Annotated in this window: 13 protein-coding genes; 7 read left to right on the top strand and 6 right to left on the bottom strand. The window is 56.0% G+C overall.

Annotated elements, in window-relative coordinates; all coding sequences use genetic code 11:
- Positions 1–465: 465 nt before the first annotated feature.
- Positions 466–1,314: a helix-turn-helix domain-containing protein gene (locus ACJ8PE_RS02060; protein ID WP_442536707.1), complete on the bottom strand. Its 849-nt coding sequence runs from the start codon at positions 1,312–1,314 to the stop codon at positions 466–468.
- Positions 1,315–2,011: 697 nt separating this feature from the next.
- Here ACJ8PE_RS02060 and ACJ8PE_RS02055 point away from each other — a divergent pair.
- The 4 genes from ACJ8PE_RS02055 to ACJ8PE_RS02040 all read left to right on the top strand — a co-directional run bounded on the left by ACJ8PE_RS02055 (position 2,012) and on the right by ACJ8PE_RS02040 (position 8,199).
- Positions 2,012–2,899, top strand: coding sequence for a helix-turn-helix domain-containing protein (locus ACJ8PE_RS02055; RefSeq protein WP_197762205.1), 888 nt, complete (start codon positions 2,012–2,014; stop codon positions 2,897–2,899).
- A 495-nt stretch (positions 2,900–3,394) separates the two neighbouring features.
- Positions 3,395–3,568 (top strand): hypothetical protein, encoded by a 174-nt coding sequence (locus ACJ8PE_RS02050; protein ID WP_153303162.1) that lies wholly within the window; start codon positions 3,395–3,397, stop codon positions 3,566–3,568.
- A 429-nt stretch (positions 3,569–3,997) separates the two neighbouring features.
- Positions 3,998–6,364: a membrane-bound PQQ-dependent dehydrogenase, glucose/quinate/shikimate family gene (locus ACJ8PE_RS02045; RefSeq protein WP_332108395.1), complete on the top strand. Its 2,367-nt coding sequence runs from the start codon at positions 3,998–4,000 to the stop codon at positions 6,362–6,364.
- A gap of 194 nt (positions 6,365–6,558) precedes the next feature.
- Positions 6,559–8,199 (top strand): Na+/H+ antiporter, encoded by a 1,641-nt coding sequence (locus ACJ8PE_RS02040; RefSeq protein WP_442536706.1) that lies wholly within the window; start codon positions 6,559–6,561, stop codon positions 8,197–8,199.
- Positions 8,200–8,236: 37 nt separating this feature from the next.
- Here the strand turns inward: ACJ8PE_RS02040 and ACJ8PE_RS02035 are convergent, their stop codons facing one another.
- Positions 8,237–8,992: a glycosyltransferase family 2 protein gene (locus ACJ8PE_RS02035; RefSeq protein ID WP_094143562.1), complete on the bottom strand. Its 756-nt coding sequence runs from the start codon at positions 8,990–8,992 to the stop codon at positions 8,237–8,239.
- 318 nt (positions 8,993–9,310) lie between these two features.
- Between ACJ8PE_RS02035 and ACJ8PE_RS02030 the strand changes: the two genes are divergently transcribed.
- Positions 9,311–9,553, top strand: coding sequence for a hypothetical protein (locus ACJ8PE_RS02030; RefSeq protein ID WP_015378427.1), 243 nt, complete (start codon positions 9,311–9,313; stop codon positions 9,551–9,553).
- Positions 9,554–9,558: 5 nt separating this feature from the next.
- On the opposite strand, the gene ACJ8PE_RS02025 is transcribed toward ACJ8PE_RS02030, so the two are convergent.
- Positions 9,559–10,188 (bottom strand): hypothetical protein, encoded by a 630-nt coding sequence (locus tag ACJ8PE_RS02025; RefSeq protein ID WP_096242394.1) that lies wholly within the window; start codon positions 10,186–10,188, stop codon positions 9,559–9,561.
- 85 nt (positions 10,189–10,273) lie between these two features.
- Here ACJ8PE_RS02025 and ACJ8PE_RS02020 point away from each other — a divergent pair, with 85 nt between their 5' ends.
- Positions 10,274–11,209, top strand: a complete 936-nt coding sequence (locus ACJ8PE_RS02020) for a LysR family transcriptional regulator (RefSeq protein WP_089191989.1) — start codon at positions 10,274–10,276, stop codon at positions 11,207–11,209.
- Here ACJ8PE_RS02020 and alkB read toward each other — a convergent pair.
- Positions 11,192–11,839: a DNA oxidative demethylase AlkB gene (gene alkB, locus ACJ8PE_RS02015; RefSeq protein WP_147838501.1), complete on the bottom strand. Its 648-nt coding sequence runs from the start codon at positions 11,837–11,839 to the stop codon at positions 11,192–11,194. The two genes, ACJ8PE_RS02020 and alkB, sit on opposite strands and share 18 nt — an antisense overlap.
- A gap of 139 nt (positions 11,840–11,978) precedes the next feature.
- On the opposite strand from alkB, the gene rarD reads away from it, so the two are divergent.
- Positions 11,979–12,857, top strand: coding sequence for an EamA family transporter RarD (rarD, locus tag ACJ8PE_RS02010; RefSeq protein WP_033643705.1), 879 nt, complete (start codon positions 11,979–11,981; stop codon positions 12,855–12,857).
- A 37-nt stretch (positions 12,858–12,894) separates the two neighbouring features.
- On the opposite strand, the gene dhbA is transcribed toward rarD, so the two are convergent.
- On the bottom strand, positions 12,895–13,653 hold the full coding sequence (gene dhbA / locus ACJ8PE_RS02005) for a 2,3-dihydro-2,3-dihydroxybenzoate dehydrogenase (protein WP_039565253.1): 759 nt from the start codon (positions 13,651–13,653) through the stop codon (positions 12,895–12,897).
- Between the two features lie 100 nt (positions 13,654–13,753).
- Positions 13,754–14,466 (bottom strand): isochorismate synthase (locus ACJ8PE_RS02000; RefSeq protein ID WP_442536705.1); only part of this gene is annotated, 713 nt, incomplete at its 5' end.

The raw sequence follows: 14,466 nt of genomic DNA, 5'->3' as shown, positions 1-14,466 counted from the left end.
TTTTTTGGTAAAAAAAAGCGCACCAGGTAGGATTACATAGCAACTGCATGGCCTTATTTCCCGTGTAGGGCCGTGCATCTCAGAGAGATTGTCGATGTTTCATTGGCCGGCGTTAATCGCCGGCTTTTTTTATCTTCATTTCATGACGCCTGCGCATCGCAGGCCCCACGTCTTATTGCCAAAGAGGATACGCGCATGCCGAGTCCATTGTTCCGTGAGATAACACTTTTCGGTAAAGACAAAACCTCAACGCGCGCTATTATTTAATTGTAGTGTTGTCATACCTATTGAATACCCCATGCTTACCGACCCTCGCGGTCGGTTTTTTTCTTCCTCACCAACCGTTACGTTGGCGGAAACAGGCTTATGGGGCGTCGACGGGAGGGCGCCATCAAAATATCGATGGCATAACCCAAGCTTTCCGTTGTGATCAGGCAACCTGCAGCCGCGCGCGATAAACAAAGCTCATTTTATCGGGATGAAATACCACATGCTGACGTTTTCCTTTTCACCTGGGCAGTGATCGTGAATTTTAAAGATTACGCTTTGCATGATGAAGATATCCAGGGAAGCCAACACCCCCTCATAGAGCGATAGGATGAACTCGTTTTCGCTCATCTTTTTTTCATTGCGTCTGATCGCAATGTACTTTGCCGATGCGTTGTACAGGCTACAGGTTATTGGATTCTTTACGTTTACCTTCATCTTCCCCCGGCTGATTACCGGCGAAAGCAGTTGCACGATCCTTTTATTCTCGTAATACTCATGCAAATTCAAGTACACGATGCTGCTGGGGAAAGGCTCTTTATCGAAGCCAATAATCGGTTGATAATTGAGAAAAGGCCAATCGCGCAGGGTTCTGAATGTTCTTGGCGGGCAACCGAATTGATTTGAAAACGCACGGCTAAATGATTGCTGAGAACTAAATCCGGAGAGCAACGCGATTTCATAGATCTTCATATCGGTACATTTCAGCAATAACGTCGCGCGGCTTAGTCTGCGCTTTCTGATATAAGTCCCTATCTTCATCCCTTCATACAAATAGAACATCCGCTGTAAATGCCCGATGGAATACCCTGACTTAATGGATAGCGCCCTTATTGATACATGGCTTTGTGTATCAATGGCTTTTTCAATGATAGCGATTATCTCATCTAAAATATTGCGTCTGAACTTGTTAGAACAATCCATAGTAAAGCCTGTCATCTTGCTATTTTTATTATTGAATGCATCTCTCTTCTTGCGCAACCAAAAGCTGTCCGGCTTGCTTTCTTTCGAAGAATGGCATTCCCATATCCGTTCAAATATATCCACGCATCACGTTGCACTGAAATCAGTTCCAGGGCGAAAGATGCCGATTCCCCTCTCGCACAAGATGAGATTCACAAAGAAGTCGTGTGGAAAAACGCTGATAAACCACGGACGCCAAGACAGAACAACGCTCAGCGTTTATTCTGCCTCAAAAAACGCAGGCCACAGCCAGAAGATAAATAGCAAACGCTATTTTTCGTGAAAATACCCCCCTCATACTCCTCCCTGAATGTCATTATCCTTGATACCCCCTTGGATTAACCATTATTTAATTGCACAATCCCCTGTCTGGCCTATTTGCCGCTTAACCACCCACTCTTAAACATAGAATAGTTAATTATTTCGATTCGAAAAGATGTTACTGTCAATAAATTGACAGCCATATAGAGTTTTTATCTATCAATGAGCAAAAAATGTGCTCCCCCTACCTTGGCTCATTCACATAAACTCATAAAAATCAATAAATTAATACACTTAAAATGTATCCCTGCACCTTCTCCTTCTTCGCCATACGCTGCTATCTGGTAAATGACACTTTTAAGTACATTTTTTTTAATTTACCGCGTTAATATTGCAAGCGCTCTATACTCAGGATATTGCCTAAAAGAACGGATAAATTGGGGGCTTATCGCTGAATACCGATAACGCGTTATTTTACCCAACGCAACCATTAGGCAGATAACCAAAAGGGAGCTCCTGCATGTTTATAACCAAAGTCATTGAGGAGCTGCTCGCCTGGGTGGAAGAAAGTGGGTTCAATGAGAAGCTCACCGTTGAGATGCTGTCAGAAAAAAGCGGATATTCACGCGGGCATATCCAAAAAGCGTTTAAAGATGAAACAGGGATGACTTTCGGGAGCTATGTGAGGGGCAGAAAACTCATTCGCGCCGCATTTATGTTGAAAGCGACGAACCTCTCTATTTCCGATATCGTTAAAGCGCTGAACTTTCAGTCATATCAATCCTTTGAACGGGCGTTTCGCAAGCAATTCAGAACCTCGCCGATGCAGTATCGCAAAAGTAAATCGTGGGACGTGTCCTCCGCCATCCCATTGCTGTTTCTCGACGGCATTCCCGAGCATCGCTATGTGCACCTGCCAAAATTTTTCGACGATTCAGGGGATGGCGTTGATGCAGAGATAGATCACTTCCATCCTGCGGTTTCCGCGCTGCGATTGGCGGCAATTGATAACATGAAAAAAACGGACAGCGGCGTGATTAACTTTTTCAATTTTGGCGCGAGCATCAAGAAAGAGAATCACGTCAGCATCTATTTGAAGACCCTTTATATTTCTGAAGAAGACTGTCTTGGCAGCGTGCTTGCCTCTCTGGCCGACGCCCAGGGAAAAAAAGACATGCAACTTTATGCAGAGTTCAGTTTTGACGGCGCAAGTGATGAGGCGCAAAAATTCACGCAAAGTATCTACACCAAATCATTCCCGATAAATAAAGTTGGCATGATCGATCGCTTTCTCATTGAAATTATCACCCCCAAAGGCGGCGATAGAATAGAGATGAAGACCTATATCCCCATTGTCTTCCCTATCAAGCACAGAGAGAAAGAGGTAGCGCCAGGGCCAGCACGGTAATCCTGTCACTATCGGCGTTGCTATTTATTAAAAAGGGTAATGATTTATATTTATCAATAAAGAGCCATGATGGATTTAGACTCAAAACCACTCATTACCCACTCGCCGCAAAGCGCCAACTTTAAGACTTATCCAATTGGAAAACACATCAATATCGCCCTGGAGTTCGCGCCAAGATGAGATTTTCTCGGCCCCACAAGGAATCACCGCTTATCCGTTAAGCGTTGACTTCGATATGACTTACGTACCAAAACCTTAAATATCAATGTGTTACCAACATTTGCTTTTTGTGCGACCGATTGGATAACTTATTGTTTTTATTATATTTGCGCTAAATACCCCGCCTGAGCGCAACCGGCATTTTTCGCTTTATCCCGCCTGCACGCTTGTAGACATCCCCAGGTAGTGACGATATTTTATTTCCACGAGACTTATTTTTACGGGTGCTATCAATATGCCTTAAACAAGAATAAAGCGCGTCAGGAAAATAGAATTATGAGTATTCAAGCATGGTCTAAAAACCTAAAAAAACACTATCCTAATGTTAATGTTGAAAAAGTCACCGTCGGCGAACGCGGGAAAGGTTATATTGTCTATGTCGATGGGGAAAGAATGGCATTAAATCATTTTTTTCGCCGTTTCTATCGACACCGGCTTGATAAAGAATGATGTTTCACTCTGAACTCAACGCAGGTAAACCTCTACGCAACCTCGTGATTAAAAGCAATTTCGCATTCATCATCACTCTAAATAATTAGTCCAGAGAGGCTCTTTCATTCAATGCGCTTATCACTGAAATAAAATATCGGATTGCCCAGCGCACCCAAAACCGTATCTCTGCGAGACGGTTACAACCCGGGATTAAATAAAAATGTTGATGGTTATTTTTATCGCGCGCGTTCTGTCATCGCCCAATAAAAACCCCTTATCTTGGTCTGGCGACTGATCCAAGCCGCAATGGCCACTGTTGAAATGGATATCAAAACGACAACTCAATGCCCCTAAAGCGTTAAAGAATAAAAAGTCTCAAGGCGGGACATGCCTTGCCTTTCGCGCCGGCATTTTCACGCGTTGGCAGCGATGGGATGGTGATCCAATGTGGATTTAAAAGTCAAAGGAAAACATATGATTAGAACATCGTTTGGTAAGAGAGCCGCAATAATCACGTTCTTTTGCTTGCTGGTTTTTTCTGGCGTCGCGTTAACCGTGGGGGGAATTTGGCTGATCGCCCTCGGCGGATCGTTCTACTATGCCATTACCGGGATAGGCTACATCGCCGCCGCAGTGCTGGTCCTCAAGCGCAGCAAATCGGCTTGTTACTTAACCGGCCTGCTGTTTTTGATGACGGTGCTGTGGGCGCTTTGGGAATCGGGGCTTAACTACTGGGCCTTGTTCCCTCGTCTGCTGGTGCCCGCCGGCCTCTCTATTATCGCCGCGTTTTTACTTCCCTCATACCTGCACGGCGCCAAGAGTCAAAAGCAGGCTTACATCGCCGGTTCGGCATTATCCGTGGCCTTTGTCGCTTTCTTTATCGGCGCCTTCTTTCCCCATGGCGAAATTACCCCTGCTGGCGACGTGACGTTTATCGAGAGCAAAAGCGACAATGCGCCTGCCGATTGGAGCGCCTATGGCCGCACGACGGAAGGAACGCGCTACGCGCCGTTCAATCAGGTGAACCGTTCAACCGTCAAAGATCTGAAACTCGCCTGGGTTTATCGCACCGGCGATTTCCGGCCGGGCGTGGACCAAAATACCCCGCTCGCGATTGATGATGTGGTGTATAGCTGCACGCCCAACGGTCTTATCACCGCTATCGATGCCGATACGGGTAAAGCGCGCTGGAAATTTGACTCGCATTCCACCTCCCCCGTTTGGCAACGCTGCCGCGGGCTTGGCTACTACAAAAATGAGGATGTTGCGCCAGGCGCTCTGTGCGAGAAAACGATCGTTCACACCACGATCGATGCCCGCCTCATTGCGCTGGATGCCAAAACGGGCCAGAAATGCCCCGCCTTCGGTCAAAACGGTGAGGTGAATCTCGGCCAGCATATGGGGGAAGTCAAACCGGGTTATTACTTCCAAACGTCAGCGCCAACTATCGCCCGGGGGAAAATTATCGTCGGCGGTTGGGTCATCGATAATGTGATGAAAGGTGAGCCTTCCGGCGTCATCAGGGCGTTCGACGCCAAAACCGGCGAGTTGGACTGGGCGTGGGACTTAGGCAACCCGGGCATCACCAAGGCTCCGCCGGCCGGAAGCACCTATACGCGCGGCACCCCCAATATGTGGACTACCGCCGCCTATGATGACAAATTGGGTTTGTTGTACGCGCCGCTCGGCAACGCGACACCCGACTATTACGGCATGAACCGCCCTAAAAATTCGGATGAGTACAACTCTGCCCTGGTCGCCATTGATATTGAAACAGGCCGTGAGCGCTGGAAATTCCAAACCACGCATCACGACATTTGGGATTATGACCTCGCGTCCCAACCCGCGCTGGTAGACGGTTTTGATGAGCAACATCGCCCGGTACCCGCCCTTTTGCTCGGCACCAAACGCGGGCAGATTTTCTACCTGAACCGGGAGACCGGCAAACCGCTGGCGCAGGTTGAAGAGAAAGCCGTGCCGACCCAAGGCGCCGCAGAGGAAGAGCACCTCTCGCCAACCCAGCCGTTCTCCGTCGGCATGCCGACCATTGGCGCCGAACGCCTGACCGAAGAAAAAATGTGGGGCACCACCCTGTTTGACCAGATGGCCTGCCGCATCCTGTTCAAACAGATGAATTACCAGGGCGACATGACCCCGATCGGCACCCGCCCAACGCTCGAGCAGCCCGGCAATATAGGCGGTCTCAACTGGGGCAGCATGTCGATTGATCCTGTGAACCACATGGCTTACATGAACGATGTGCGGATCCCGAATGTGTTTTGGTTAGTGGCGCGCGACAGCTATGAACGCGTCGCGAAGCAGTACCCGCAAAAAGTGATCGATGGCCACGGGCCTTCTCCCATGATCGGCACGCCATACGGCATGATCACGTTGATGTGGATGTCGCCGCTCGAAGTGCCTTGCAACCAACCCCCTTACGGCACGATCACCGCCGTCGATTACAAAAACAAAAAGATCGCCTGGCAGATACCGGCCGGCACCGCCGAAAAAATGGGGCCGCTGGGCATCAGATCGCACCTGCCGATGCCGGTTGGCATGCCCACCTACGCGGGCACCATGACGACCGCCGGCGGCCTGGTCTTCTTCGCCGGCTTCCAGGACTATTATCTGCGCGCCTACAACAGCAGCACCGGCAAAGAAGTCTGGAAATATGCGCTGCCGGTCGGCGCGAGCGCGACACCGATGAGCTACGTTTCGCCTAAAACCGGCAAGCAATACATTGTTATTGTGGTCGGCGGCGCCGCGCATTCGTCAGAAACCGGCGATTACGTGATGGCGTTTGCGCTGCCTTAACCCTTTGCCCCGTTTGCCTGCGCCATTCCACAGGCAAGCGGGGCGAAGACCGGCCTTGCTCAACTGCGCTTTCTTTATCGACAGCGGCCGCCGTGGCCGCTGTTCAGCCTTGCCCGACGAGCCCGCCTGAGGGGCGGCATGCAGAAAAACCGTTTGATAACGGCGAGAAAAATTAAATCCACAAAAGGTTCACGATGGAAACATTCTTCACCATATTGATCTTATTGCTCACCGTCTCGTTGTCCGGCGTCGTGACGCGCATATTGCCCTTCCAAATCCCGCTTCCGCTGATGCAAATCATCGTTGGCGCCGTGTTGGCCTGGCCGCAGTTTGGGTTGCATATCGACTTCAATCCCGAGCTTTTCTTGATGCTGTTTATTCCCCCGCTGCTGTTCGCCGACGGTTGGAAAACGCCGGCGCAAGAGTTCATCCATTACGGCAGAGAAATCCTTTGTCTGGCCCTGGTGCTGGTGATCATCACGGTCGTCGGGGTGGGTTATCTGATTCACTTCCTGCTCCCGTCAATCCCCCTCGCCGCCGCATTTGCCCTGGCCGCCGTTCTGTCGCCAACGGACGCCGTGGCGCTGTCCAGCATCGTCGGTAAAGGACGCATGCCCAAACCCGTGATGAGCGTAATTGAAGGGGAGGCGCTGATGAACGACGCCTCCGGGTTGGTTTCCCTCAACTTCTCCATCGCTGTCGCGCTCGGCGCGATGGCGTTTACCCTGGAGAGCGCCTTTCTGACCTTTCTTCAGGTATCGATTGGCGGGGTGCTGTGCGGCATCATTATTGTCTTTCTCTATAATCAAATGGTTAAGTTCATCCATAAATGGATGTATAACGATTCCGCCACCCAGATTATTTTCTCGCTGTTACTGCCCTTTTCCTGCTATCTGATTGCGGAAAGAATTGGCGTATCCGGCATCCTGGCCGCCGTTAGCGCCGGCATGATGATTGGCCAATCCAAAGTGAATCGCAGCATGCCGCTGGTGCGTTTACGCACCAATAATATTTGGGAAATGCTCGAGTTCGTGTTTAACGGCATGGTGTTTATTCTGCTTGGGCTACAGCTGCCGGGCATCTTGAACTTCACCGTGGCGCAAACCGGTATCGATCATTCCATCAGCCTGGAGACGCTGCTGGCTTACGTGGTGATCATCTATTTTAGTTTGATCGCCGTGCGTTTGATTTGGCTGTGGCTGATGAAGGTCGGCAGCGCGACCCTGATGCGCAAAGATCCGCTGTTATTTTCGAAATTCAGCACGCGCGATCTGTTCGTCGCCGCCTTTGCCGGGGTGCGAGGGGCGGTGACCCTGGCGGGCGTGCTGTCAATTCCGCTGTTTCTATTGGATGGCTCGCCATTCCCGGGGCGGTATCAGCTGGTGTTTATCGCCTCGGGAGTCATCTTGCTGTCGATCGTCGTCGGCATCGTCACGCTGCCCTTCCTGTTGCGCGGCAATCTGCCGCCGGAAGAAGATCAGGAAGAGGCTTTCTCCGTTTCAGAAGCCTTGGCGAGCGCGGCGACCAAGGCCGTCAACGAAACCAAGGAAAAGCTGCTCGTCGCCCCGCCGGACGACGCCACGCCAGAGCTGATTGAAGAAACGACGCGACGGATGCTGGACGTGCTGCAACGTAAAATCCTGACCAAAGAAGACGTTAAGAATATCGTGGCGCTGAAGCGGCTGGAAAAGCAGCTGTACTTAGCCTCGTTGCACGCAGAAAGAGAAGAGCTGTACCGGCTGCGCCGCATGAAGAAAATCAGCCATGAGAAACAGAGAAAGCTGCTGCATCGCATTGATATCACTGAGGTGCTGATCGCTGAAGACAGCGTTTAAACGAGGAGATGAAGGCGGTTTCGCCCGCCGCCTTCGGCTATCTGTGGTACCACGCCTTGAAATACTTCAAAAAGCTGTAGGACACCGCGTAAACGCCGGTCACGGCCCCGACCCGGCCCGCTTTCCAGGCGCCGCTGAAGATGTACCACTTGAAAAATGCGCCGATGGCGCTAATCACCCCTCGGAGAATCGATGGCCTTATCGCCTTGTATTTCACCACGCGCGCCGTATAGCTGTTCAGCTTGGCAAACACTTCCTCGATGGAAAAAAAAGTGTCGTGTTTAACGTGCCCGGCCAGTATCAAGGTGGATGCGCCCCCTTCCGCCGCATCATCTACCGGCGCATCATTGAACTTCACCACCTGGCGATGAAAAAAGCGAATGGGAAAATCCGGTGACGAGACGGGATAAAGCGTTCTGACCGCCTGTCCCAACACAAACCAATCGCGACGAATGCGATAGGCGTTATTTTTGTCGGGGCCTGGGGTGCGCTTGAAAAGCCGCATCGCGTCGACCGCTTCATCATCCATGATCTCATCGCTGTCCAGGCACAAAACCCAGTCATGTCGCGCGCGGGATATGGCGTAATTCATTTGCCGGCCATGGGTTTCAAACGGGTGATAAAGAGGCTTGATATTGAAGTCGTCGCAAATGGCCAAGGTGCCGTCAGTACTGCCCGAATCCACCACGATGATTTCATCGGCGAACGCCGCCACAGGTTGCAACACGTCACGCAGCAGGCGCGATGAATTAAACGTCAATAAACACACGGAAATCCGGTTACAAAAATCCATTTTACAATCCACGACACTGAGAAAATGCAGTCCATGCCAAAAACGGCGGGCGCGCCGTGCAAAAACGCGCGCCCAAAGCGCTTCTCCTGCCCCGAGCGCCTCTTCAATTAAGTATTTAGAATATTGGCTGCCCTGTCATACCCTGGATGATGGCATCTGACCATTTCATCAATCTCAATAAAATCAATGAGTAACCTGAATTAAGCTCGGGAATTCACCGCACCGGCTCACGCGCCGGCGGGCGCCGAGCGCGAGAGCGACGCTTGGCGGCGCTTTGGTTTTGTTATAACGTATCAAAAAAGCAAAGGGAAGACGACGATGAAAATCCAGCTTTCGCTGCTGTTTCTCAGCCTGTTGGCCGGCAAGGCTGCGGCGTTTCAGTCAAAAGTGCCCGAGCCGCGCACCGAACAGGCGCGTGCGGCGGAACAGAACATCGAAAATCTGTTTTACGGCTTTCACGCTATGGACGCCCAGCCGGTGAATATCGGCCGCTGTGAGGCGGTGCCGGTGGCGGGATGCCAGTGCGCCTTCTGCACCCAGCTGCGGCAGGCTGGGCGCTGACGCTTTTATCCCAGCGCATACTGCACGATCAGCTGCCCTTTCTTCATCTTTACGCCGGTAATCGCGATCGCGCCCACCTCGCCCAACGTGGCGACATGCGTGCCGCCGCAGCCGTAGGCGGGCAGATCGCCGAAACCGATCTGGCGCATCCCGTCCACCGCCTGTTGGCGACGCGGCAAATCGGCGGCGATCAGGCGCGCCAGCTCCGCGTGTAAAAACGCCGCCTCCAGCGTCTGTACGTCCGGCCCCGGCGTGAACGTGATGCGCCCTTCTCCCGGCCAATGATGCGCTTTCACCGGCCGCCAACCGCGGGTTTCCCCCAGCCAGCCGATCAGATGGCCGCCGGAGTGCCAGCGGGCGTGCAGCCGGCGTTGCGCTTCGTCGACCTGCATATTGACCGGCCCGATCGGCAGCGGCGCCGCGGTATAGTGCAACACCCTATCCCCCTGCTGCTGCACCCGCAACACGGCGACGCCGTTCAACGCTCCCACGTCGGCCGGCTGCCCGCCGCCCTGCGGGTGAAACAGCGTGGCGTCCAGTTCCACGGCGTAAGCGCCCGCCTCGGCCGGCTCACAGCTCAATACCTGCGCCTGGCCCTGTAAATCGTCGCTGTAGTAATAACGTCGCTCGGTCATCATTTTTCTCCTCGGTTCGAAGAGCCATTATATTCATGTCATAATCGGAGCATAATCCGTCGCCATCACAATGGACCTTTGCGTCATGAGCACAAATCTTTCTTACGCGCTGTTGGCCGAAATGGCCGTTTTCGTCCAGGTCGTGGAGAGCGGCAGCTTTTCCGCCGCCGCCCGCAAACTGGGCGCTTCACCTTCCGCCGTCAGCCGCAGCGTGGCGAAGCTCGAACAGGCGCTGGCGCTGCAGCTGCTGCACCGCACCACCCGTAAACTGCGGCTGAGCGAAAGCGGCGAAGAGGCGTTTGCGCACTGCCGCACCCTGCTGGCGGCGGCCGACGCGGTGATGGCGATCGGCGGGCGCGGCGCCGCAGAGCCCGAAGGGCTGGTCAGCGTCAGCGTGCCCAAGGCGGTAGGCCGTTTCGTGCTGCATCCGCACATGCCGGCGTTCCTGCGGCGTTATCCGAAGGTGGACGTGAGGCTGCGGCTGGAAGATCGTTATATGGATCTGATCGACGACCGCGTCGATCTGGCGCTACGCATTACCGATCGCCCGTCGCCGGGCTTGATCGGCCGTCAGCTGATGCGAATAGACCACCTGCTGTGTGCCACGCCGCACTATCTGGCGCAGCACGGCGCGCCGCAGCACCCGCACGATCTGGCGGCGCACAGCTGCATCTATCTGGGAGAAACGCCGAGCGACGCGCAATGGAAGTTCCGCCGCAGCGGCAAAACGGTGACGGTCAACGTGCGCGGCCGCTACGCCGCCAACCACACCGGCGTGCGGCTGGACGCGGTGAAACGGCATATCGGCATCGGCAGCCTGCCGTACTTTACCGCCCGCCAGGCGCTCGACGAGGGCGAGATCGTGCAGGTACTGCCGGAATGGGATTTCCTCAGCAGCTATCACGGCGGCCTGTGGTTGCTTTACGCGCCCAACCAGTATCTGCCGCCCAAACTGCGGGTGTTTATCGACTATCTCGTCGCCTGCCTGGCGCAGGAGCCGCAGCTAAAGCGCCTTGCGTAGCGTGATGTTGATGCGGTGCGGCCCCACCAGCGAGTGGTAGCCTTCCTTGACCGGGAGGATGCCGTGGAAACAGAGCCGCGACGGGCCGCCCCACACTACCACGTCGCCGTGCGCCAATGGGATGCGCCGCGCCCGATCGCTGCGCTGCAGCCCGCCGAACTGAAATACCGCCGGCAACCCGAGCGACACCGAGACGATCGGCGCGCCGAAGTCGTGCTCGTCTTTATCCTGATGCAGCGACAGCTTGCTGCCCGGATCGTAACGGTTCATCAAACAGGAATCCGGCACGAAGGGGCCAAAGCCCGCCTGCTGCGCGGCTTCGTCCGCCAACGCCATCAGGATCGGCGGAATGGCCGGCCAGCGTTTGCCGCTGCGCGCGTCGCGTTCCGAGTAACGGTAGCCGCGGCTGTCGCTGGTCCAGCCGTTGCCGCACCAGCTCATCGCCACCGACATCACATGCCCGCCGGGGGTGGTCAAATGCTGCCACGGCACCTGTGCCACCACGCCCTGCACCGCCGCCAGCAGTGCCGGCCCGTGATCGCGCACAAAGCCGTGCATCACCACCGCGCCGGGGGCGATCTCTTCACGCCACGGCGGCGGCAGCGCGTCTTCAAAAAGATCGATTGTCATCGCCAAAACCTGTATGAATACACAGTATCCATTGTAACCCGCCGCCGCCGATTGTCCAGCGCCCGGCTGCGCCATTGTCGTTGGCGGCAAATTTCTCTACAGTAGCCGCCATAAAATCAATCACTCACCAGGAATGCGTGTGATTAAGGGCATCACTCTTTCGGTCGTCGCCTCCATCTTGTTCGGCGCGATGTATTACTTCACCTCTACCCTCACCCCGCTGAACGGCGAACAGGTCTACGGCTGGCGCACGCTGCTGACGCTGCCGTTCCTGACGCTGTTCATGGCGTTGTCCGGCGATTGGCGCAAGGTGAGCGACACGCTGGTCGGGATAGGCCAACGGCCGCCGCGTCTGCTGGGCCTGCTGCTCACCTCGGCGCTGCTGGGAGTGCAGCTGTGGCTGTTCCTGTGGGCGCCGCTGCACGGCAAGGCGCTCGACGTGTCGCTCGGCTATTTTCTGCTGCCGCTGACCATGGTGCTGGCGGGCCGTTTGATCTACCGCGATCGGCTGTCGCTGCTGCAAAAACTGGCGGTGGCGTGCGCCGTGGCGGGGGTGGGCAATGAGCTGTATCAAGCGGGCGGCGTATCGTGGCCGACGCTGGTGGTAGCGCTAGGGTATCCGCTCTACTTTATTTTGCGGCGGCGTTTCGGCACCGACAATCTCGGCGGCCTGTGGTGCGAGCTGACGCTGATGCTGCCGGCGGCGGCCTGGTTCGCCTTCGGCGACGGCGGCGCGGCGGCGCTGCAGATCAATGCCGAGCTGTATTGGCGCATTCCGCTGCTCGGCGTCATCAGCGCCGTGGCGCTGGTGTGTTACATCCTCGCCAGCCGCATGCTGCCGTTCAGCCTGTTCGGCCTGCTGAGCTATGTGGAACCGGTGCTGCTGGTGCTCGTCGCGCTGCTGCTCGGCGAGAGCATCAGCCAAAGCGAATGGCCAACCTATCTGGCGATCTGGCTGGCGGTGCTGCTGCTGGCGGCGGAGGGCGCGCGGCACCTGCTGCGCCGCCAGCGGGTCTGACTCAGGCGGCCAGCGTGGCGCCGCCAGCGGGTCTGACTCAGGCGGCCAGCGTGGCGCCGCCGTCGATCACGATGTCCTGCATGGTGATGTGGCTGGCCAAATCCGAGGCCAGGAACAGCACCGCGTTGGCGATCTCGTCCGGACGCGCGATTTTACCCAGCGGGATCCCCAGCTTGAACATCTCGGGGAAGCCGGCGATGGTGCGTTGCTGCGCATCGTCGGTCTGCCACATGCCGCGCTGCATCGGCGTGTCGGTCGAGCCCGGCGACACCAGATTGCACCGCACGCCGAACGGCGCCATCTCCAACCCCACGCAGTGGTTCAGGCTGGTCAGCGCCGCCTTGGAGGCGCAGTAGGCCGCCATCTGCGCGCGCGGCACGTGCGCGGCGTTGGAGCCGATGCTGACGATCGCCCCGCTGCGCTGCGCCTTGAAGTGCGGCAGCACGGCGCGGAACAGGTAAAACGCCCCCGAGGCGTTGACGTTGATGCACTGGTGCCAGTCATCCACGCTCAGATCTTCGGTATTGCCCATGCGCAGAATGCCGGCGGCGTTGACCAACACGTCCAGTCGCGGGTTCTCCGCCAGCTGTTGGCGGCACACCGCCTCCACCTGCTCCGGCCGGCTGATGTCCAACGTCACGCAGGGGTAAGGCAGATCCGGATTGGCGAATTCTCGGTCAAACCCCACCACCTCGGCGCCCTGGGTCAAAAAGTGGCGGGCGATCTGCTCGCCGATGCCGCGCGCCGCGCCGGTCACCCACACGCGTTTGCCGGTGAAATCCATCTGAATGCTCATGCGCGCACCGCCATCCGGGCGCACCGCCGGGTCATGTTGTTGTTCATCGTTGTCTCCTGCGAAAGGCTATGACGCGGCGCGGACTGCGCCGCAAAGAGGCCTACAGCGCGCCGCTGTTCAGGCCGAAAGCGTTGAGCATGGTGCCCAGTTTGGCGGTGGTTTCCATCCACTCGGACTGCGGCGTCGAGGCGGCGACGATGCCCGCGCCGGCGAACAGCCGCACCCGGTTGCCGCGCAGCAGCCCGCTGCGGATGACGATCGCCCACTCGCCGTCGCCGTTGGCGTCGCACCAGCCGACAATGCCGCTGAACAAGCCGCGATCGTGCGGTTCCAGAGCGGCGATCAGCTGGCGGGCGCTTTCGGTCGGGAAGCCGCACAGCGCCGGCGTCGGATGCAGCAGGCAGGCCAGCTGCATCACGTTGAGATCCGGATTCAGCAACTCGCCGCGAATGCGGGTGGACAGGTGCCACATGGTGCCGGTGCTGAGCAGCGACGGGCCGCTGGGTACGCTCAGGGTGGCGCACAGCGGCGTCAGATGCCGACGAATATCGTCGATCACCAGCTTGTGTTCGTATTTGTCTTTGGTCGAGCGCATCAGGCGCTCGCTGCCGAGGCGATCCTGCTGCGGATCGTCCTGTCGGCGCGCCGAGCCCGCCAGCGGATTGGTGTGGATCTCGCCGCCCTGCTTGCGGATCAGCAGTTCAGGGCTGGCGCCGATCAACACGCTGCCATCGGCCAGCGGCAGGGAGAAGTGGTAACCGGTCGGGTTCTGCACCATCAGGTTATTGGGGAGGCGGGGGGGGGGGGGGGGGG

Source organism: Serratia sp. CY74737 (assembly GCF_052166775.1).
Taxonomy (GTDB): Bacteria; Pseudomonadota; Gammaproteobacteria; order Enterobacterales; family Enterobacteriaceae; genus Serratia; species Serratia ureilytica.
Note: the sequence above shows the minus strand (reverse complement) of the source record. Positions and strands in the feature narration are given on the sequence as shown.

Bases quoted from the DNA above. Each gene is read 5' to 3' on its own strand.
- ACJ8PE_RS02025 (WP_096242394.1), bottom strand. From the start codon at position 10,188: ATGACCGAGCGACGTTATTACTACAGCGACGATTTACAGGGCCAGGCG.
- ACJ8PE_RS02030 (WP_015378427.1), top strand. From the start codon at position 9,311: ATGAAAATCCAGCTTTCGCTGCTGTTTCTCAGCCTGTTGGCCGGCAAG.
- ACJ8PE_RS02035 (WP_094143562.1), bottom strand. From the start codon at position 8,992: ATGGATTTTTGTAACCGGATTTCCGTGTGTTTATTGACGTTTAATTCA.
- ACJ8PE_RS02055 (WP_197762205.1), top strand. From the start codon at position 2,012: ATGTTTATAACCAAAGTCATTGAGGAGCTGCTCGCCTGGGTGGAAGAA.
- ACJ8PE_RS02040 (WP_442536706.1), top strand. From the start codon at position 6,559: ATGGAAACATTCTTCACCATATTGATCTTATTGCTCACCGTCTCGTTG.
- dhbA (WP_039565253.1), bottom strand. From the start codon at position 13,653: ATGAGCATTCAGATGGATTTCACCGGCAAACGCGTGTGGGTGACCGGC.
- ACJ8PE_RS02020 (WP_089191989.1), top strand. From the start codon at position 10,274: ATGAGCACAAATCTTTCTTACGCGCTGTTGGCCGAAATGGCCGTTTTC.
- ACJ8PE_RS02050 (WP_153303162.1), top strand. From the start codon at position 3,395: ATGAGTATTCAAGCATGGTCTAAAAACCTAAAAAAACACTATCCTAAT.
- alkB (WP_147838501.1), bottom strand. From the start codon at position 11,839: ATGACAATCGATCTTTTTGAAGACGCGCTGCCGCCGCCGTGGCGTGAA.